We start from the raw sequence: 20,889 nt of genomic DNA, 5'->3' as shown, positions 1-20,889 counted from the left end.
GGCTGTTTTAAAGAAGCAATTTTTTATAAGTCAAAACGGTATCTAATCCTTTGTTTTTGAAATAGCGGCTCACATATTCAGCATCATTTTCCGTACAAGCCATAACAAAATCGCCTCCCCAAGCTCCTAACGACTTAACCTCTCCTTCAAAATCCTTAAACATAACGTCCTTAACCCGTTTCAAGTCCAAAATAGGAGACAGCAACCTGTCATGCTCGCTCATTATGCTGCAAATACCTTTAACCGATGTCGAATTTATAAATTCTGATGCTAGCTCATTCATCCTTTCAACGGGCAAATCTTGCTGGCCTCGCTGCAGAAAAAGTTTAACTGACCTCTGTGAGTTTTGTTTCTTCCCCAAATATATAAAGTAACAGCTCTGTTTTACCACATCTGGGAGCTCTATTTCATAAAATTTTGGCTCTTCATTTACACTCTGATATACAATGGGCTTATTGGCAATTGCGCTAGCAATGTCGTATCCAGAACCGGTAGACGTTGCAAAATGAATATCAAAAGGATCTACACCAGCCCAATCGGCAAGCAGCTTTATGATGGTAGAGCTACTTCCTAAGCCCCAACTCTGAGGAAAGTTTAAGTTGGTAGTAACAGCTGCTCCATTCTCCAAAAAACGGCTATTCAACTCTCGAACAACACGTGCTAATCGAGCAAAACTTTCAGCCAAAAAGTTGTTGCTTGCTGATATAACCTCAAACTCCTTTAAATCATACTCTGCTGAAAACCATTGCTTATTTTCGATTAGAGCCTCCCATTTCAATGTCTCCTTTCTGTCATCAGAAACAACCTTTAGCGATTGTCCATAAATAGACGGAGCCGCAATACAGTTAGCGCCTCGAAGAACAAAAAATTCTCCTAAAAGCATTAGTTTCCCATGAGCAAAATAGCTATTCTCGCTGTCCATCCAAAAATTTCTTTACATCTACGTTAGATACTTTTCGATTTGCAAACCATAACCTTGCTTTTTCGACCTCTTCAAACGTAGCCCCATATGATTTTAATATGTTATTAAGGTGCATTTTCATATGCCCCTGCTGGATTCCATCCGTTATTAACGATTTAATCGCAGCAAAGTTGCTGGCAATACCAACTGCAGCCGCAATCGACATTAACCTTTCGGCATTAGGATTTCCTAGAAGTTCTAGAGACCGTTTTGCCAGTGGATGCAAGGACGTTAAGCCTCCAACAACCCCCAACGCCAACGGAAGTTCCAACTCGAAGTTAAAGTAGCCTTCACTGAGGTTACAGGTAGATAAACTCGCATATTTCCCACTCCGCGAAGCATATGCATGAGCAGCAGCCTCTGTAGCACGAAAATCGTTTCCTGTAGCTATAACAACGCTATCTACCCCATTCATTATACCTTTATTATGAGTAGTCGCTCTATATATATCTGATGATGCAATATCTACAGCTCGTTTAAAACGATCAGCAAATACATTAGCGTCCATTCCCCGAACCAACCCATCAAAAGCAGCAATCGGAGCTGTAGCAGCAACTTTTACGCAACAATTAGGTGTATAATTAGATAAAATAGACATTAGTACATCGCACGTAAATCCAGCCGATTCAATTATCGCTTTAAGAGACAACGAAAGCTCTTCAAGGCAGGTATTTATAAAATTAGCCCCCATTGAATTGGCCGTTTTAAACTCGACCATAAGCTGATACTGCTCGTTAACCGTTGGGAGTAGTTGCATAGATACAATACCTCCACCTCGACTTTCCATTCGCGAAGTATACGCTGCAACGGAATGCTTCAGAGTTGCATAGTTGTCGGCTATTAGCTCCGATAGACGGGATTGCTCTAAATCAGAAATAAAATGAACCTGACCTACTTTTATATTGGTTAAACTTACCGTTTTGATACCGCCATTGCTAAACCAAAATTTAGCAGCAGCCGCTGCAGCAGCAACTACGGAACTTTCTTCTGTAACCATTGGAACATGAAGCAGCTCCGCATCTAATAAAAGATTTGGCAGTACATTATAGGGTAAATGGTAGCTACTTATGGTATTCTCACTAAAGCCTAAAAAATCAGACCTTAGCTCTTCATCGTTATACAAGTACGAGTAGAATTCCTTTTTTACCCCTTTATCGTCAAACAAAGCCGAAATAACCTCGCGCTTCTCCTCCGATGATAGCTTAGAAAATCCTTCTAGCACCTCTTTTCTAACAGGCATTGATTTATTCCTTAATTTTTAGATAGGTTTGGGCCATTCTATAGCCACGAATCTGAGCAATGACGAATCGCTTAAGCAGCTCGTAGTCATCTGCATATTTCAGGAAAGCCGAAGCCATCCCAACTACTGCCGGAACATTAGATTTCTGTAATAAATAGTATCCATCCAAGAAGTTAGTAATACCACCAGAAATAATAAGCTGATTGCAAGCAATATGTCCATTTATTGCAATATCGTTAACCATCTCAACCATCTCAGCAGCAGTGTGGCCCACCATTGTTAATCCTGCCAGCACCTCATTTTCTGGCGTATTTGATCGGAGCATTTCCATCTTAGAAAAATTGGTTCCTCCAAAAGCAGCAAATTCTACCGCTGCAAGAGGCAAACGCAACAATTCAGAAAGGCTTTCATACCCCATTCCTTGTCCAACCTCCTTCACGATAATAGGGTAATCAACTTCTGCAAGCAGATATTTAATCGAATCAACGGGAGGATGCTTAATTCGATCACCCTCAGGTTGAAACCACTCCTGAAAAGGATTGATATGAACTATTAGACCATCTGCTCGAAGCTTTTCAACAACCTCCGAAATTTTATGCAGTTCCTTTCTTTCTATGAGCTCTTCAAGTTGACAAATACCTATATTGGCATATAAAGGCAGGTGATTCCCAAGTATATCTCTTACATCAAAATCGGGTAAATGCTGTGGATTATCTAAAAGAATTCGGCAAGATCCAAGCCCCATTCCAAGCCCAAACTCGTTGCATACCCTAGCAAGATTTTGATTGATTTTCTTTGCTAGTGCAGTTCCTCCAGTCATACTAGAAACCCAAAATGGAGCCAACAGCTCTTTTCCTAGAAAGGATATTGCAGCATTCATCCCTACTGGATGAGCTGCAAGCATTGGCTCGTAGCTAAATCGAGTGTCATTGAATTCGGCAGCTGTTTGCGATTGAAATGCTAGTGCTATATGATCCTTTTTTCGTTCTTCCATTATTCCACAAAATTTACAGCAAGATAGAAAAGATATGCGAAATGAAGCCTGCTATTTACCTCTATAAAGTCACCAATGCGGCTATTCGCCCACCTTTTATCTCTACAATATCGATCTGGAAATAACCAGTTTTAAAATTTCAGAGGTTCCCTCTCCTATTTCAAGAAGACGTTGATCTCTATAAAAGCGTTCTACGTCATAGGCGTCAACTAGTCCCCAAGCGCCATGAATTTGAACAGCTTCATTGGCTACTTCGCGAGCTATTTCTGAACAAAAAAGCTTAGCCATTGCCGCTTCTTTTCCATACGGTTCGTTATTATCTTTCAACCAAACGGCATGATAAAGCAAAGAACGGGCAGCCTCTATCTTTGTGGCCATCTCTGCCAACTTAAATGAAATTGCCTGAAATTTGGCTATTGGCTTACCAAATTGAATGCGCTTATTGGCGTATTCGAGAGCCATTTCATACGCACCTTGAGCCAAGCCAACCCCCATTGCAGCAATCGAAAGTCGACCTGCATCGAGCGTTTCCAACATTATTTTAGCACCTTTACCTAGCTCTCCTAACAGATTCTCTTGTGGAACAGCTACATTATCAAAAGTTAAAGAACCGGTGTCCGATCCTCGCCACATCATCTTCCCTTTAATTGGCTCAGTTGTATACCCTGCTGTTCCTTTTTCGATAAGAATTACAGATAGCTCTTTAACACCGTTACTTTCGTTGGTAATAACCTGAGCAGAAACACCCAATGAGACGGAAGATGCGGCATTAGAAATGAACGTTTTCGCTCCATTAATATGCCATTTCCCATCCTTCAATACAGCTTTAGACTCTGTAGCACGGCTATCGCTTCCGGCATTACGCTCCGTTAATCCAAATGCCCATGTATGGTTGCCGGTGCAAAGCTGGGGTAAATACTTCATTTTTTGAGCTTCAGTCCCATACTTATATATAGGCATAATACCGAGGGCATTGTGTGCTGCCAACGTTGAAGCCTGTGAGCCATCGACCTTTGCAAGCTCTTCTACGGCTACAATAAAGCTCATATAATCGAGTCCTTTGCCTCCATACTGTTCAGGGATGGCAATGCCAAACAGCCCTAACTCTCCCATTCGTTTGGTTAGATGGGTAGAGAACTCTTCTTGCCTATCTATTTCTTTAGCCAAGGGACGAACCTCCGTCTCTGCAAATTTCTTTACAAGCTGCTTAATACTGCAATGATGCTCTTTAAGATACTCCTTCATACTTATATTACGTTTCTATTTCCAACCAAATAATCGAATGTAACCGACTTTTTTTTACTCTAGATTGAGAAGTGTTGAACCTCCCTGAACCTGCTGAGAAACCTTGACTAAAACCTCCGCAATTGTTGCATCTGCAGGTGCAAAAATGCTATTCTCCATTTTCATCGACTCAACAACAAGAAGCAGCGTTCCTTTACGAACTTTCTGTCCTTTTTCAACCTTTACTTCCACTATTTTACCATTCAAAGGCGAGGTTATTGTCTTCTCGTAACCGGAAAGCATTTTATTTGGACTATAGGCACTTTCGTTTAGTTTCCTAGTTTTTATACCGAAATCAATACCCTTATAAGTTAAGGTAATGCCATCGTTCTCTTCCGAGAAAAATAGCATATGCTCTGCTCCATCAATAGAAACAGCAAGCTTATTCTTACCTTTTTTTACACGCGCATTCTTAGCAGTGTTGCCTATTGCAATTTGATACTCCTCCATTGTGGAATGCGCATAAAAGCGAATCAAACGATCATCAACACAAAGCGTATTTTGATAAAAAAGCTGCCAGCTAGATTGGCGAATACTTAGAAAAGCCGCCACAAGAAGATGATCAGGAACAGAATGTTTAAAATCCTTGATACCTGCAACCATATCTGCTAATGAGCGATCTATGAAATCAACATATATGCGATTCTCTATAAATGGCTTAGATAGCAGCAGCTGCCGTAAAAAAGAAAGATTTGTTTTTACTCCATGAACAGCAGACTGTTCAAGAGCGCGCAAACTCTTTTCCATGGCATCTTTGCGAGTAGCCCCATGAACTATAATCTTACCAATTAAGGAATCGAAGTGGGGCGTTATTTCATTTCCATTCTGGTAGCATCTATCAAAACGAGCAGAAGAGGGGATGCTCAGCTGCGCAATCCGTCCAACCGAGGGCAAAAAACCTTTCTCGGCATCTTCAGCAATTAATCGCAGCTCAATTGCCGCTCCGTTTACCTTTATATTAGATTGCTTTAAAGGCAGCTCCTTCCCCATGGCAACCAACAGCTGCAACTCCACAATGTCAATCCCAACGATTGCCTCCGTAACAGGATGCTCCACCTGTATACGGGTATTCATTTCTAAGAAGTAGAGTTTCCCCTTGCTATCCAACAAAAACTCAACAGTCCCTGCGTTAATGTAACCACACTCTTTGGCTAAACGAATGGACATATCATAAGCTTCACGTCGCTGATTTTCATTTAAGCTGGGAGAGGGAGCCTCCTCTACCACTTTTTGAAATCGGCGTTGCAAAGTGCATTCCCTATCAAACAGATGGAGGACATTTCCTGCTCCATCAGCAATAATCTGCACCTCAATATGACGTGGAAATAAGACTAGATGCTCTACAAAAACTGAATCAGAATTGAAATAGCGTAAAGATTCTCGCGAGGCGGTTTGGAGAGCATCTCTTAGCTCATCAAAATTCCTAGCCACCTTCATTCCTTTTCCCCCACCTCCTAATGATGGTTTAACAAGTAACGGAAAATCGTCATTCTGAACCTGCGCCAATATTTCGGAAGGATTTCCTTCATAACCTTGCACGACAGGAAGTCCTAGAGATTGTGCATAGCAACGGGATGTAGTCTTATCTCCCATTACCGCAATGACTTCAGGAGAAGGACCAACAAAAGTAATTCCGCTTTGTCGGCACAAATGGGCAAACTCCGCATTTTCAGACAAGAAACCATATCCTGGGTGTATGGCATCTGCACCTGCTGTTTTTGCTAGCTGAACAATTGCTGGACCGTTTAGGTAGGTATCTGATAGGGCACCTTCACCTAAATTTAAAGCCTCATCTGCGGCATTGACGAAAGGTAAAGCATTATCTGCCGCATGGTAAATTGCAACCGTACGAATCCCCATTCGTTTAGCGGTTGCTATAATCCTTAGCGCAATTTCGCCACGATTGGCAATAAGCAACTTTTTTATTACCATCCTTTATCGTTTGATTCTGCATTAAACCAGCTAGGGCTTCGCTTTTCAAGAAAGGCAGCTAAGCCTTCCTGTCCATCCATTGATGAGCGAGCATCAGCAATGAAAGAAGATGTTATCTCTAAAATATCCTCAGTGCTGCTTGCCAAGCTCCTCAGCAACCTTTTTACGCTACGCATTGCTGCTGGCGAATTCTGACGAAGTTTCTCCTTTAGCGTTATAAGATCATTCTCAAAACTATTATGATCGGCTACCTTTGTAACAAGCCCAATGGAGTGCGCTTCTGCTGCATCAAATTGACGACCTGTTAGAAATAGTTCTAGCGCTTTACCTCTTCCTACCTTTTGAAGTACGTACGGAGAGATGGTTGCCGGTACAAGCCCCAGCTTAACTTCGCTGAAGGAGAATAGCGTATTTCTTAGCGCTATCGAGAAATCGGATGCAGCAACAATTCCATTTCCACCACCCATAGACGCTCCTTGTATCATCGAAATAGTAATACATGAGGAGTTAGCGATCTCCTCAAAGAGCTTTGCCAAAATTTTGGCATCTTTTAGGTTATCATCATACCCCATTCGGGCAATTTTTCGCATATAGTCTACATCTGCTCCTGCTGAAAAGACATTACCTTCTCCTCGGAATACAAGAAAAAGGCTATCTGCCAATTTAACTGCAGAGGTAATCTCTTTTATCATTTTAGAATTAAAGGCATTTCGAACATCTGGCCTTCGAAATAGAATGGTAGTAGTGTCTTCATCAACATCTACCTTTATATATAGGTACTTCCCTTGTTCCATAGCTTACATTCTAAATATTCCAAATTTGGTTGCTTCAAATCGGCGGTTATACGCCATCTCAAGCCCAATGCTCAAAACCTTACGCGTATCCGTAGGGCTAATAATCCCATCGTCCCATAAGCGTGAGGTACTATATAATGGGGAACCCTCGTGCTCGTACTTTTCGTAGATTTCGTCCTTCACCTTTTTAATTTCTGCATCTGTCAAGGTTTTACCGGACTTTACCAGCTGCTGCTCCTTTACGGTTAGCAGCACATTGGCAGCTTGCTCACCTCCCATCACCGAAATGCGAGCATTTGGCCAGGTAAACAAAAGGTTTGGTTCGTAGGCACGACCCGCCATCGCATAGTTTCCTGCGCCGTAGGACCCCCCGATTATAACTGTCAGCTTAGGAACATTGGCAGTAGCTACCGCATTAATCAACTTGGCACCATCTCGCGCAATTCCGGCATGTTCATACTGCTTACCGACGATAAAGCCAGTTATATTTTGGAGAAAAATCAGCGGAATATTTCGGGATGCGCACAGCTCCACAAAATGAGCTCCTTTAAGGGCGCTCTCCGAAAAGAATACCCCATAGTTGGCCAGTATTCCCACCTTATAGCCGTTAATACGAGCAAACCCAACCACCAGCGTCTTTCCATAGTCCTCCTTAAACTCATGAAATTCGCTCCCATCTACAATTCGTGCTATAATTTCTCTCGGATCTACCAGCTTGCGAAGATCTATTGGAGCAATACTTAGCAGCTCGCGTTGATCGAAAAAGGGTTCAACAGGTGTAGCCCTATCACTAGGCTGCATATCTGCGGAAGCAAACGTCTCAACAATATTTCTACAGATTTGAAGCGCGTGGTTATCGTCCTCAGCAATATGATCTGCCACGCCCGAGATAGAAGTATGAACCACCGCCCCTCCGAGCTCCTCGGGAGTAACCTCTTCGCCAGTTGCAGCCTTTACAAGTGGCGGCCCTCCCACAAAAATGGTTCCCTGATTGCGCACGATAATGACCTCATCGCTCATTGCGGGCACATACGCGCCACCAGCGGTGCACGATCCCATCACCACGCTGATTTGAGGAATTCCTTGTGCTGACATGCGAGCCTGATTGTAGAAAAAACGGCCAAAATGATCCTTATCGGCAAAGACCTTATCCTGCTCGGGTAGAAATATACCACCGCTATCAACTAAGTATATGCATGGAAGAGCATTTTGAAGCGCAATCTCCTGTGCTCGTAAATGCTTTTTTATAGTTTCCTTAATGTACGTTCCCCCCTTAACGGTTGCATCGTTGGCAATCACCATCACCAGCCGCTTATGAATGTATCCGATGCCGGTTACAATTCCTGCCGAAGGAAATTGGTTGTCGTACTGGTTATATGATGCAAGAGGAGAAAGCTCCAGAAATGAGGAATCGGCATCTAGTAAGGTCGAAATGCGCTCGCGAGCCACCATCTTCCCTCTTTGGCGATGACGAATAACCTGCGAATCATTTTCACGATCTACAACCGACTGCAAAACCTGCAGATATTCCTTTAAAAGCAGATTATACGCATCACAATGAAGCCTACGCTCTTCGGTGTCTAAATCTAATTTTGACTGAAACCTGTACAAAATGGTTCGTTTTAGGATTGAAACTCCTGCCAAAACACCAGAAAGATGCTTTTGTTTGAGGCTCTCCCGATTTTAAGGATAATTTTTCGCGGATGGCATCACCGTTATTCCATTTTAGTCTAATAAGAGAAGCATACAAAAAAGAGGGCGAATTCAGCTCTCTATCTGAATCCGCCCTCCATAACAGTAAACTATGAAAAACTACTTTCCGGTTCTATTTTGCTCTTCCTCCGAGCTTGTTGATCGTTGGCGAGCCTGCTTTACATCCTTGCTACCAAATCGGTAAACTACGGATAGATTAATACGTTGGCTAGTCCATTCGCTTTTGGTGTACAGATTCATGCCATCGTAATTTGCACGTGCACGGCTGTTCATTGTCTTAAAGATATCGTCGGCCGAAGCTTTTAGCGTTATCTTACCTGCAAGCAGCTTCTTTTGTATCCCAATATTTACAGAACTTTGCGATTTCAGGTCAATCATACCGTAGGCCATCGGACTATTGTATCTAAGCATCACCTCAAAAACATACGATTTGGGAAGTATAAAGCTGTTGCTCGAGTATATCATGTACATAAGCTTGCTATTTCCCGATTTTCCTTCGCCCCTATTGTAGCTGTTGTACATTCCAGTTAAATTGGTGTTGGTTCTGTACCACTTAAAAGGTTGAAAGTTTGCGCTAACATTGCATGTAAATCCATTCAAATCCTTAATATTTCGCTCAACTATCTTACTTGCCTTCACATTTTCAGAGGTTCCTCCGTTGGCTGGCTTCACAATATCAACCTCTTCGAGAACCTGCATTTGCACATCCTTGGTATGCGAGTAGCTAATGCTTGTAAATATTCTATTTGCCCATGAGTGGTTGATTTCAATGTTGTCGGTATACTGAGCGCGAAGGTTTGGATTACCCTCTTGGTAGGTATATTCGTCAATACGCGATACAAACGGATTCATTTTGCTGTAGCTTGGACGATCGATACGTCGGTTGTAGCTAAAGCTAAGCGAATTCTTCTCGTTAATGGTTCTCATTACATAGAATGTAGGGAAAAAGTCGAGGCTATTGCGCTTGTTAATCGTTCCGATAGTAACCTGATTTCCTCGTCCCCATGTTTGTTCGGCTCTAAGACCTCCTTTTACGCTCCATCCTGCCTTTTCGTAGGCGATAGAGGCATATCCTGCCAAAATACTTTCTTCGTACTTGAAGTGGTTAGAACGGCCTAGATCATTTATGTAGTCAGTCATAGGAAAGACCATCTTCTCTGACTTCAGATTGTTATCGCTATTTACCAAGCTTCCCTTTACTCCTGTTTCAAGGGTTACAATTTTAGAAAAAGGATGTACATAATCAGCCCTGAACGATTTTATATAAATGTCAGAAGGTTTTGTGTCTTTTATATATACTGGATGAGAAATTTCAGCTCCAGCGCCATTATAGTAGTAGGTATCGCCATTTTGGTATCCCCTATTTCTATACTGCACGTAATCTGCATCAACATTTAATGACCTTCCGCTGGTATCAATGGTAAACTTATAGTTTAGGTTATAGGAAAAGTTTTTATTATGCTCGCCATCCTCATTTTTGCTGATTAGCCTCTTTCCCAAATCGCCATTTCTGAGGATCAGGTTGGTTAATGTTGTTTGGTCACCATCCTCCTCCGAAAAGTTAGAACGAGCCATTACGCCAATTGTATGTCTTTTGTTGATATCATAGTCTGCACCTACCCTAAAGTTAAGGCTACCCCAATCGCCAAGCGATTTTACTTTTTGATATATCTGAGCAGTATCTCCATTTATCCTCTTATCAACCATATTTTTGCTTTTGTAAAAGCCTTTATTGCCGCTAATCGAAGCAAAAGTGTTCAGCTTTCCTTGGCGCATATTTAAGTTGATTCCTGCATTTCCTCCAACTTTTCGGGTTATAAGAATCCCTGCATTGGTAGAGCCATTTATACCAATCTTATTATTCTTTTTTAGTTTAATATTGATGATTCCCACGTTACCAGCTGCTTCATAACGAGCAGGAGGAGTTGTTATAAGCTCAACTTTTTCTATTTCTGTTCCATTTAGTGTTTTCAGGTAGTTCGCTAAGTCTTGGCCCGAAAGATAGGTCGACTTATCGTTTATGGTAACCAGTACGCCCTCCTTACCCTTAAGCGATATCTTGTCATCCTTGTCAATATTTACCCCAGGAGCCTTACGTAGCACCTCATAGGCATTCTCGGCAGCTGCTGTAACGGTATTTTCAATATTCATAACCGTTCTGTCTGCCTTCATCTCAATCTCCGGCCTTTTTCCTACAACGGTAACCTCCTTGATAATGGTATTCTCTAGTATAATATCGTCTACCTTAACCGATGTTTGCCTGCATATGATAGGTTTGGAATGCTTACGTACATATCCTACCATGTATGCGCTTACAACATACTTTCCTTCGGCTATCTCTTCGAATTTAAAGTTACCTTGATCATCTGTTAGCACGCTTTTCTTTACGGTACTATCTGGAAGCACCCCCAATGTTACGGCCACATACGGTATTGGCTGATTACTTAGCTTATCAATAACCTTTCCCGAAATAACTCCCCTATTAGCTGCACTTACACGTCCTACAGCAATGAATAGAACTAATGTTAGTAAAAATTTAAATAAATACGATGATTTCATAATTGCCTGTTTGCTTTTGTTTGCACGTATGACGCACCCCCTTCTTAAAAGTTACAGAACAATACAACCAAAAAGGCCATACCAGTATGCTATTCGTGCTTTTCATATATAAAAGGGGCTTTTATTCAGCACAATTTCACTAAGTATAAAAGAAAAGTTAAATCACAGAAAAGGTCTAACAGAATGCTTTCAGAAGGCACGAGTATCGCTTAATCGGATTAGAAATTATCTTAAACTATCAGCGCTTCCGAAATTTTTTCGCTACTTATGCATCTAAAGAGGTAACTAAATATTACAATCACATGAGCTATTTACCAAATCCAGATCGCTACAAAGCCATGCGCTACCGACGTACGGGCAACAGCGGGCTGGTTCTTCCAGAACTTTCGCTGGGTCTATGGCATAACTTTGGCGAACCCGACAACTTTGGTGTATGTCGTAATATGGTTCAATACGCTTTTGACGCGGGGATTACCCATTTTGATCTTGCCAACAACTACGGACCTCCTGCTGGAGCTGCGGAGGAGACTTTTGGCCGGATTCTAAGGAAAGATTTTCAGAACTTACGTCACGAGATGGTCATTTCCACCAAGGCTGGACACGAAATGTGGCCTGGCCCCTACGGCGATGGCAGCTCACGAAAATATCTTATCGAGAGCTGTAACGAAAGCTTGCAGCGTATGGGACTCGAGTATGTCGATATCTTCTATAGCCACCGATACGATCCCAACACGCCGTTGGAGGAGACCGCTTCGGCACTCGAAACCATCTATCGGCAGGGAAAGGCGCTCTATATTGGCATCTCGAAGTATCCTGCAGAAGCGGCTGAGGTTATCCTGCGCTACCTGAGCGAGGCACGGGTACCAGTTATTGTTCATCAGCTGAAATACTCGCTGCTTTTACGCCAACCCGAACAGGAAATTTTAGGCTACAACAAGGAGCACGGCATGGGAACCATCACCTTCTCGCCGCTGGCTCAAGGTTTGCTAACCGATAAGTATATTGATGGAATACCACAGGACTCGCGCGCGGCAAAATCGCATGGCTACCTAAAGACAGAGGAGGTTTCCCCTGCCATGGAGAAGGTGCGTGCGCTACGTGAGATTGCCCTTAAGCGAGGACAAACCATTGCTCAAATGGCCATCAGCTGGCAGCTGCACGACGACAGGGTTACCTCCGTACTAATAGGGGCTAGCAGGGTGGAGCAAATTGCTGAGAACCTGAAGTCGCTTGAAAATATAACCTTCTCGAAGGAGGAGATTGAAGAGATAGACCGTATAACGCTATAAAAGCAGTAAGATCGTTTAGCAAAAGGCAAGCTCCTTTTGAAGCATACAAAAAACCCACCCAGAGCCGAATGCTTGGGTGGGTTTTACTTATTTTAGAACTGGCTACTCTATTACAATTTCGTCAATAAAGATGTAGGCAGGCGAGCCCGCGCCAATATGCCACTGAGGTAGCATACCGTAGCTATGCGCAACCACCTTTACGTAGCGCGCTTTTACGTTTACCGAAGCGGCAAAGTCCTTAAGCGCTGTTTCCTGGTTTTCAGGAATAGTATTAACGACCTTAGCCACCTGCGTAAAGTTCACATTGTCGTTGCTCACGTAAAACTCTACATCGCGTGGCATAAAGATCCAAGAGCGGGTGTCCTGTAGCAGACCTGCTGCAAGCTTGCTAATCTGCTGCTCCGAAAGAAGGTCTACAACAGCGACAAAATCTTGTCCCTGATAGCCCTGCCATCCACCTAAACGAAAATCGCTTTCTCCGCGTACTCCATCAACCAACCCTGATGGACCTCCTGCGGTATACTGATCGCTATACTTGGCAGCAATGGTTATTTTACGATCGTTTCTAACCTTATAGAAGTTGCCTTCTACAACAAAGCTAGTATCCTTACCCGGTACAACCGCCACCAGCTTAACCTGCGTATTGCGGGCTAAGGTAATTGGGTGTCCGTATAGCATTCCATTTGTACGAGGATCGCTACCATTTAGCGTATAGTATATCTTTGCGTCCTTCTCGGTGCTATGCAGGGTAATGGTTGTGCTATCAACAAAGGTTTTGGCCTTTGCCTTTATGTTCGGGATAATTGTTCTGCTGTAGCTCTCAATAGCCGTTACTGGCTCATTGCCTTTGCCTACGCCCCACTGCCTATTTGGCGTTGCGCTCATGGTAAAGCTAAGGTTTCCGCCCTTCATGATATCGGAATGGTCGATATAGCTCTTGGTATACGCCTTGCCGTTTAAGGTGGCACTGGCTATGTAGAAGTTCTTCGAGTCAACCTGGGGTGCTGTAATGGTAAACTTTTTCCCATCCTCCAAGTTGATGGTAGCCTTCGAGAACCAAGGAGTCCCAATAATGTAATCGGTAGTACCTGGCGTCACGGGATAGAATCCTAGCGCGCTCATGACAATCCATGCGCTCATTTGTCCGCAATCTTCGTTACCAATCAGGCCATCAGGCTTGGTAGTATACATCTCGTCCATAATCTGACGCACGCGCTGCTGCGTCTTCCAAGGTTCGCCCACAAAGTTGTAGAGGTACGCCATGTGGTGGCTTGGCTCATTGCCATGCGCATACTGCCCAATAAGTCCGGTAATGTCAGATTGATGTCTTCCGCTAAGATCTTGCTCGGTTGAGAAAAGCTCATCCAGCTTCTTCGAAAACTTAGCAGCACCACCATGCATCCTTACCAATCCAGCAATATCCTGTGGGACGTAGAAGCTGTACTGCCAGCTATTAGCCTCCGTAAAATTAAAATCTACCTCGGTAGGATTGAAAGGTGTCTTAAAGCCACCATTCAAGCGAGGGCGCATAAACCCAGTTTCAGGATCAAAAAGGTTTTGGTAGAACTGTGCGCGGGCAATATACTCGTTGTAAACGGCGGTGTTACCCATTTTTTTTGCCATCTGGGCAATACACCAATCGTCGTAGGCATACTCTAAGGTCTTTGATACGCCCTCCCACTCCTTATCTCCAGGAAGACAGCCCAGCTGACGATACCAGCTTAGCCCATAGTGATCCTGCATGGCGCTATTACGCATCGCCTCCAGAGCAAGCTTCTCGTCAAAGCCCTTAATCCCTTTAATAAAGGCATCAGCAATAACGGGAACAGAGTGGTAACCAATCATGCAGAACGTTTCGTTGCCGGCAAGCTCCCAAACGGGAAGCAAACCGCCATTCTTATAGTGCGAAAGGAAAGTATTAATAAAATCTTTAGTTCGGCGAGTTTCGATTATGGTCATCAGCGGGTGGTATGCTCTGTAGGTATCCCACAACGAGAAAATGGTGTAGGGCGTAAACCCTTCCGCCTTATGAATCTTATGATCGGTACCCAAGTATCTTCCATCTACATCCATAAACAGGTTTGGAACCGACATGCAGTGGTAAAGCGCAGAGTAGAATATGGTTTGCTGATCCTTTGTTCCTCCAGAAACCTCTATTTTGCTCAGCTCGCGATTCCAGCTGGCAAAGGTTTGCTTGCGCACCGAATCAAAGCTAAGCCCCTTCATTTCGGCATCGAGGTTGGCCTTTGCGCCATCCATGTCAACAGCCGATATGCCCACCTTGGCCACCACCTGTTCGCCTTTTTTGGTTTGGAAGCCGAAGTTGCACTTTAGGTACTTGCCAGCCTTGCCTGTAGCCTTCGACTTTGGATCGAAGGTAGCCGCATCAAAGGGCTTTGAGAAACGAATTACGAAGTAGATAACCTGGTTATTAGCCCAAGCCTTCGATCTACGAAAGCCACGAACCTCCGTATTGCTAACCACCTCAATCCACGAGTCGGTAACCTCGTCGCGATGCTCCAAATCGAGAAGGATATTGGCATTTTTGGTCGCCGGGAAGGTATAGCGATGAACCCCTACACGTGGCAGTGCAGTAAGCTCGGCTTTTACCTGAGGCTTATCTAAAAAAACTGTATAGTAGCCAGGTTCTGCCTTTTCGGACGACTTACGGAAGGAAGAGCTGTACTCTGTGTTGCTAAAAACTGCCTTGCCAACGGTGGGCATCAACAGTACATCGCAGTAATCGGAGACTCCGGTACCACTTAGGTGGGTATGCGAAAAGCCGTAGACCACCGAGTCGGAGAAATGGTAGCCCGAACAGCCATCCCAACCAGTAAGCCGAGTATCAGGACTTAGTTGAACCATCCCAAAAGGAGCAATTGCACCCGGATAGGTATGACCGTGCCCCCCTGTTCCAATAAAGGGATTAACAAAAGAAGCCGGAGAAAACTGCTGGCTAAAAACCCAACCTGGGGCAGCAAGCAATACAGCGACTAGAAAAGAACGTAATTTCATACGATTAAATTATTAAATCTGTCGTATGCTGCCTTTACCCAATGGCCTACCTGCTGGTAGGCTATTTTCGTGTAAAAGCCTCATAAGTGGTTATGTTAAGAATCACAAATCTATACATATTTCAACCATTTACCATCCTATAGAGGTAGGTGCAAGTCCTAAAACATTTTAAAACAGATGGATTAAGTAAAGTTTAAGCGTTGTACTAAAACCCCGTAATCCGTTTGAACTTACCGCTGCATGCATGGCAAATACACAAATAGGAATCCGTACTGGCTCCCCTTTCAGACAACCAGCCTGCTGGTATGCAAAAAAGCACTAATAGCTCCTACATATTCGATATGAGAGCAAGGAATAGAGCTATTTGATTTATGGATTAGCAACCAGAAAAGAGCTGTTTTTGCTCGCACTAAAGCATTTCTACCTTTTGCGACAGCAACGCTAAGGCATCAATAGGCATAGGCAAGATGGGCTATACCTATCCCTTGCTATTATGTATGGTTACTACCAACGCACAATTACATCACCCTAATACTTATAGCAAAATTTTATACTTAGATAGGTGCAAAAGAACTACTGCCATAAAACACTCTACAGCAAAGAGGTGTCCTATTATTTAGAATCATTTCATGAGGTTTTGTTTAAAGGATATATCATTTCGCTTAAAGGATATAAGGTTTTGCTTAAAGGAAATGACGTTTTGTTGAAAGGATATAAGGTTTTGCTGAAGCAAAACCTTATAACGCTTAAGCGAAATGACATTTTGTTAAAGCAAAACCTTATAAAACTTGAACACAATGACCTTTTGCTTAAGCAAAAGGTCCTATTACAATAGCAAAACCTCGTACTTATCCATCCTTTATTGATGAGCAAGAAGCAGTGCCTAAAAATCTACCTTCATATTCCTCTTACAGCCTATCGTTTAAGACAAAACACCCTTAAGTTACACTTGTGCGTTAAAGAGTATAGTAATTGTGTATATCTACGTCTTTAACCCATTGTTTTTAACAAAACAATGCTTCTAAAAAATTGACAAAGAGTATAATTAACCATAAATTTATCAATGTATAGTAAAACAATCAACAATTTAAACTTTGGGCAATGGGCTTTACAACAGCAACATTTCGGATCGTAAGTAAAAATGGAGAAAGCTTATCACTTGATTACGTGCTCACTTATGGAATTGGGGATTCATGGGGAGGAGCATGGCCAAACAACAGTAACAACAATCCAGGTATACAGAATGTAAACGTTTCGAATGCCAACTTCAACGGAGAAGTTAACTGTATTGTTACAATGGATATCAATCCAGAGTATGTAAACCAAGTTCCCTACGCATCTGATAACGCAAGCCTTCTTTTTTCGATAAATGGCAGTAACCTTCATATAAACATCCATAAATCGGGTAGCATGGATACTACAGGTGTTTATGGATCACATCCAGATGCAATTAACTGGGATGCCAACATAGATAGCATATCAGATGTAAATACAATATTTGTAAGAACCAACTAAGCGCTGCAATACCCTGTTATTGAATGGCGCTATTACATTTAAATCAGTTTTTTTTGTTATAAATATGGCTTTTTGCTATTTCCTTTTTTGCTTTCACTAGGCATAAAAAGGGAAAAAAAAGTAAACGTTTTGGTTAACTACAAGCTGAGAGAACGATGCTGATTATCGACTCTCAGCTGTTTTTTTAGTTACAGCGTCAACCGGCCATACTCTAAGCCTACGGATAGCTTTCAACGTTTTTATCTATTAAAATGTACCAATAAGCCAAGAAGTGTGGCTACAACCTATTAGATCGTTTGCTTACTTTGTAAAAAGGATAAAATCAAGCTCATGGTAAAAAAGCTTTTTATGGTACAGGTACTACTTCTATCCTGCGTTATCAGCATGGCGCAAAAGAGTACCGATACCATACGTATTGCAGATGATCTGCAGCTGGTAAAGGTTATGGACAACGTATACGTGCATGTATCCACCTTCAACATTCCTGAGTTCGGCGGCTTGATTCCCGCCAACGGGGTTGTGTACGTAAACGGCAACGAGGCGCTTCTGTTTGATACGCCATGGACTCAACCGCAAACAGTGATGCTGGTGGAGTACCTACAAAAGGTTATGCACCTAAAGCTGGTTGGCTTTGTCCCCAACCATTGGCACGAAGACTGTCTAGCAGGGCTAAGCTACCTCAAGAGCATTAAGGTTCCCTCGTATGCCAACCAAATGACCATCGAGCTGGCAAAGAAGCACCAAAAGCCATTCCCGGTACATGGCTTCAAAGATTCGCTACAGCTGCAGCTGGGCAATAAGAGGGTGATGTGCTACTACCTTGGCGCAGCGCACTCCACCGACAACATTGTGATTTGGATGCCCAGCGAAAGGGTGCTCTTTGCAGGTTGTATGGTAAAGGGCGTTGGCTCCTCAAACCTCGGCAATACGGCCGATGGCGACCTTAAGGCCTACCCCAAAACTATCCAAAAGGTGATGGCCAAGTTCCCCTCGGCCAAGCTGGTAATATCGGGACATGGCAGCTGGGGAGGAATGGAGCAGCTCGAGCACACCCTTAAGCTAGCAAAAAAGCAGCAGCAGTAATTTTGGCTTGTTAGCTTTAATCTTTGCATTTTTTAGTTCGGATTGCTACCAACAATTACCTAATTTCGGCCTATTCATTGGTTTTAGTAAGCCATTAACCCATTCGAGGAGGTTTTATTCCCCGACAATAAAGAGCAACGCTACTGCTAATAAAGGTAACCTTCAGCCCATTACAACAGGTAGATAAAAGCATATAGCCATCAGCGCCAGCGAACCTCTATATCCTAAAAGATATTGTCCACATACCTTGGCAACAAGAGTATAGAAGGTCAGAATCAAGGAGCATCGAGGCAGCGGTATGATAAGTTAAGCCGCACACTACCCGCTATAATCGCTGAATTGACGGCATTAGCTGCAGAAAACCTTTATAGCCTGCGTCGCTGTCTTTTAATTTTATAATGAAACGAATTTTATTTCATGCTATTGGATTAGCACTTGCTATCTCAGTTGCCTGGGGCTGCGGCTCTAAGAGTAGCGGAGAAAGTAATGGCGCTTCGGTAGATGGGGTGGCCGCCCTTAAGAAGAGTGGTCCTGAAAACTTTAGCGAGTTTTTAAAAAGGTTTAGAGAAGACTCTGTTTTTCAAAAGTCGAGAGTCGATTTTCCCTTACCGCAGGATATTCTGGAAAATGTAGACGACGATCGGTACAACACCGAGAAGATCAAGGCAGAGGATTGGCACTACGCCAACTTTAGGTACGACCCCTCGTTTGCAACGCGCGAACTTGACGCCTACACCGAACGAATGGTGAAGGAGCAGAATCGGATAAAGATGATTTACGAAGGAGTGGACAATGGCATTAACATTATCCTCGAATTCGAGCTGCAGAATAACCAGTGGATGCTGGTACGTTGGAGCGACCTTTCTACCTAGAAAGGTCTTTTTTTTTATTCTCTCTCCCTTTTGCCATCTTAAAATTAAGGGTATTTTTATAAAAAATATGCTTAAACAATGAAATGTACCTATTGCATCAACCAGCAGTGGAGAGAAAACGGTGGACGCTACTGCATTCTAACCAATGAAGCACAATTTGATAGGTTTACCTGCGGCAGCTACCAGCTCGACTCTGAGAAAGTTGCTAAAGAGCGAAAACGGTTAGCTCGACAGGATGCTAACACACCCTTTCTTTGGGGTAATTTTATTAAAGGAAAGCGCTACCCAATACCAAGTACATCAACCTCCCCTATTGAAATAAAAAGAAGCCAAAACAGCTGGTTTCTTATTGGTGGATTTTATGCCATTACTGCAGCTATTGGACTCGCACTTTACATTTATGGAAGCATTTCGCTTACCTACGACATAAAGATGGCCGGACTTATGCTAGCTGTCATAACGCTTGGAGGGGCTCCCTTTTTATGGGTTGTGTACAAGCGTAGGGCCGTGGACGGCACCCCTATTCTAACGTTGGACAAGCTAGGCATTGAGGCAAATGGACAAAAGGTGGTTTGGGAGGAGTACCTAGGCTTTACCGTAGAAAATCACGGAAACGGAAATGAGGCTTACTATGTACTACACTTCCATTCCGTAAACCGACTAGAAAATAGCCTTATAGATATCTCCATGCTACCTCTATCTGTAGAGCAACTTAGAATACTGATAGAAAGATTCATTAGGTAACCGGCCTAAAAAAGATGAATATCTGTAGTACTAAAGCATTTTCAAAGCAAGCGCATTTAGGGAATGCTTACATAAAAATAGACGTACAGCAAGTTGCAAAAGGTCATCCTGCCTCTAGCATACAAAAAAGGATACCTACCTACGTAGATATCCTTTTATATCCTAATTCATAAAGTTTTACTCTATGGCTTTTACCGAGCCAATCCCAGCAATATCCTTTTTTAGTACTGGGTTTCCTCGATATTTCACATCGCCAGCACCAGCAATGCTAACTGCAAGATTATCTGTAGCCCAAACCTTACAATCTCCGGCACCTGCAATGGCAACGGTAACATTCTTAACCTCTAAGGCACCTCCATTAAAATCGGCAGCACCAGCCACCTCTATGTTTAGATTCTCCTGAGGTTTTCCGGTAACGTTTACTTCTGCAGCTCCAGCCACAGTATACTTTTCGACAGGTGTTGGAAGAACAACGTTTACAACAATTCCCTTGTTTGTCGAAATACTATAGCCATCTTTTACGCCAATGGTAAGCAGCTTACCGTCCGATTTAACCTCTATAATATCCAGAATACTCTCTTGCGCCTTTAGGGTAATTGTCTGCACATCACCATAGCTAACATTAAGGGTTGCTTGTCCAGTAACAGTTACCTCCTTAAATGCTTGCGTAGTAATAGACTTTTCTTTCATTTCGCCCTCTGCCTTTACCTTTTTACCGCCATCACCCGAAGAGATGGTACATGAGGCTGCAAGCATAACCGTTAGCGCAGCTGCTGCCAACCCTAGCGATTTTTTAATACCAGTTTTCATTAGCTTTTTATTTTACAGGTTACCGATAATCCGCATCATGCCAGCAGCGTTGCTTGCCAACAGGAAGATTATCGTATGAATATT

At 42.9% G+C, this 20,889-nt stretch carries 15 protein-coding genes; 5 read left to right on the top strand and 10 right to left on the bottom strand.

From position 1 onward, the window contains the following. Positions 1-7: 7 nt before the first annotated feature. From L990_RS08500 to L990_RS08465, 8 genes are all read right to left on the bottom strand, one after another. Positions 8-922, bottom strand: a complete 915-nt coding sequence (locus L990_RS08500; RefSeq protein WP_047447705.1) for a GYDIA family GHMP kinase — start codon at positions 920-922, stop codon at positions 8-10. Continuing rightward, positions 906-2,201 carry a hypothetical protein gene (locus L990_RS08495; RefSeq protein WP_047447659.1) on the bottom strand — a complete coding sequence of 432 codons (1,296 nt, stop codon included), beginning with the start codon at positions 2,199-2,201 and terminating at the stop codon, positions 906-908. The genes L990_RS08500 and L990_RS08495 overlap by 17 nt, the downstream gene beginning before the upstream one ends. 4 nt (positions 2,202-2,205) lie before the next feature. Then, a complete protein-coding gene (locus tag L990_RS08490; RefSeq protein ID WP_047447656.1) occupies positions 2,206-3,195 on the bottom strand; it encodes a type 2 isopentenyl-diphosphate Delta-isomerase in 990 nt (329 codons plus the stop codon). A gap of 102 nt (positions 3,196-3,297) precedes the next feature. Beyond that, on the bottom strand, positions 3,298-4,440 hold the full coding sequence (locus L990_RS08485; RefSeq protein WP_047447654.1) for an acyl-CoA dehydrogenase family protein: 1,143 nt from the start codon (positions 4,438-4,440) through the stop codon (positions 3,298-3,300). 54 nt (positions 4,441-4,494) lie between these two features. Then, positions 4,495-6,411 carry a biotin carboxylase N-terminal domain-containing protein gene (locus L990_RS08480; protein WP_052180859.1) on the bottom strand — a complete coding sequence of 639 codons (1,917 nt, stop codon included), beginning with the start codon at positions 6,409-6,411 and terminating at the stop codon, positions 4,495-4,497. Then, on the bottom strand, positions 6,405-7,205 hold the full coding sequence (locus tag L990_RS08475; RefSeq protein WP_052180858.1) for an enoyl-CoA hydratase-related protein: 801 nt from the start codon (positions 7,203-7,205) through the stop codon (positions 6,405-6,407). Before L990_RS08475 ends, L990_RS08480 begins: the two co-directional genes overlap by 7 nt. Before the next feature lie 3 nt (positions 7,206-7,208). Continuing rightward, on the bottom strand, positions 7,209-8,816 hold the full coding sequence (locus L990_RS08470) for a carboxyl transferase domain-containing protein (protein ID WP_047447652.1): 1,608 nt from the start codon (positions 8,814-8,816) through the stop codon (positions 7,209-7,211). A 201-nt stretch (positions 8,817-9,017) separates the two neighbouring features. Next, positions 9,018-11,477: an outer membrane beta-barrel family protein gene (locus tag L990_RS08465; RefSeq protein WP_047447650.1), complete on the bottom strand. Its 2,460-nt coding sequence runs from the start codon at positions 11,475-11,477 to the stop codon at positions 9,018-9,020. Between the two features lie 302 nt (positions 11,478-11,779). Between L990_RS08465 and L990_RS08460 the strand changes: the two genes are divergently transcribed. Continuing rightward, on the top strand, positions 11,780-12,766 hold the full coding sequence (locus L990_RS08460) for an aldo/keto reductase (protein ID WP_047447648.1): 987 nt from the start codon (positions 11,780-11,782) through the stop codon (positions 12,764-12,766). A 102-nt stretch (positions 12,767-12,868) separates the two neighbouring features. On the opposite strand, the gene L990_RS08455 is transcribed toward L990_RS08460, so the two are convergent. Beyond that, positions 12,869-15,781, bottom strand: coding sequence for a GH92 family glycosyl hydrolase (locus L990_RS08455; RefSeq protein ID WP_047447646.1), 2,913 nt, complete (start codon positions 15,779-15,781; stop codon positions 12,869-12,871). Between the two features lie 1,101 nt (positions 15,782-16,882). Between L990_RS08455 and L990_RS08445 the strand changes: the two genes are divergently transcribed. From L990_RS08445 to L990_RS08430, 4 genes are all read left to right on the top strand, one after another. Further along, on the top strand, positions 16,883-17,296 hold the full coding sequence (locus L990_RS08445; RefSeq protein WP_047447642.1) for a hypothetical protein: 414 nt from the start codon (positions 16,883-16,885) through the stop codon (positions 17,294-17,296). A 348-nt stretch (positions 17,297-17,644) separates the two neighbouring features. Continuing rightward, entirely contained in the window at positions 17,645-18,379 is a 735-nt protein-coding gene (gene bla, locus L990_RS08440) for a subclass B1 metallo-beta-lactamase (RefSeq protein WP_047447699.1), read from the top strand. A 398-nt stretch (positions 18,380-18,777) separates the two neighbouring features. Then, positions 18,778-19,251 carry a DUF4348 domain-containing protein gene (locus tag L990_RS08435; RefSeq protein WP_047447641.1) on the top strand — a complete coding sequence of 158 codons (474 nt, stop codon included), beginning with the start codon at positions 18,778-18,780 and terminating at the stop codon, positions 19,249-19,251. Positions 19,252-19,329: 78 nt separating this feature from the next. Continuing rightward, entirely contained in the window at positions 19,330-19,995 is a 666-nt protein-coding gene (locus tag L990_RS08430; protein ID WP_047447639.1) for a hypothetical protein, read from the top strand. A gap of 177 nt (positions 19,996-20,172) precedes the next feature. Here the strand turns inward: L990_RS08430 and L990_RS19200 are convergent, their stop codons facing one another. Then, positions 20,173-20,805, bottom strand: coding sequence for a GIN domain-containing protein (locus tag L990_RS19200; protein WP_052180856.1), 633 nt, complete (start codon positions 20,803-20,805; stop codon positions 20,173-20,175). Positions 20,806-20,889 lie beyond the last annotated feature (84 nt).

The sequence above is a fragment of the Alistipes sp. ZOR0009 genome (assembly GCF_000798815.1).
Lineage (GTDB): Bacteria > Bacteroidota > Bacteroidia > Bacteroidales > ZOR0009 > Acetobacteroides.
The sequence above is the reverse complement of the archived record's forward strand: the minus strand, read 5'-3'. Positions and strand labels throughout refer to the sequence as shown.

Bases quoted from the DNA above. Each gene is read 5' to 3' on its own strand.
- L990_RS08500 (WP_047447705.1), bottom strand. From the start codon at position 922: ATGGACAGCGAGAATAGCTATTTTGCTCATGGGAAACTAATGCTTTTA.
- L990_RS08475 (WP_052180858.1), bottom strand. From the start codon at position 7,205: ATGGAACAAGGGAAGTACCTATATATAAAGGTAGATGTTGATGAAGAC.
- L990_RS08460 (WP_047447648.1), top strand. From the start codon at position 11,780: ATGAGCTATTTACCAAATCCAGATCGCTACAAAGCCATGCGCTACCGA.
- bla (WP_047447699.1), top strand. From the start codon at position 17,645: ATGGTACAGGTACTACTTCTATCCTGCGTTATCAGCATGGCGCAAAAG.
- L990_RS08465 (WP_047447650.1), bottom strand. From the start codon at position 11,477: ATGAAATCATCGTATTTATTTAAATTTTTACTAACATTAGTTCTATTC.
- L990_RS08435 (WP_047447641.1), top strand. From the start codon at position 18,778: ATGAAACGAATTTTATTTCATGCTATTGGATTAGCACTTGCTATCTCA.
- L990_RS08490 (WP_047447656.1), bottom strand. From the start codon at position 3,195: ATGGAAGAACGAAAAAAGGATCATATAGCACTAGCATTTCAATCGCAA.
- L990_RS08445 (WP_047447642.1), top strand. From the start codon at position 16,883: ATGGGCTTTACAACAGCAACATTTCGGATCGTAAGTAAAAATGGAGAA.
- L990_RS08455 (WP_047447646.1), bottom strand. From the start codon at position 15,781: ATGAAATTACGTTCTTTTCTAGTCGCTGTATTGCTTGCTGCCCCAGGT.
- L990_RS08430 (WP_047447639.1), top strand. From the start codon at position 19,330: ATGAAATGTACCTATTGCATCAACCAGCAGTGGAGAGAAAACGGTGGA.
- L990_RS08480 (WP_052180859.1), bottom strand. From the start codon at position 6,411: ATGGTAATAAAAAAGTTGCTTATTGCCAATCGTGGCGAAATTGCGCTA.
- L990_RS08485 (WP_047447654.1), bottom strand. From the start codon at position 4,440: ATGAAGGAGTATCTTAAAGAGCATCATTGCAGTATTAAGCAGCTTGTA.
- L990_RS08495 (WP_047447659.1), bottom strand. From the start codon at position 2,201: ATGCCTGTTAGAAAAGAGGTGCTAGAAGGATTTTCTAAGCTATCATCG.
- L990_RS19200 (WP_052180856.1), bottom strand. From the start codon at position 20,805: ATGAAAACTGGTATTAAAAAATCGCTAGGGTTGGCAGCAGCTGCGCTA.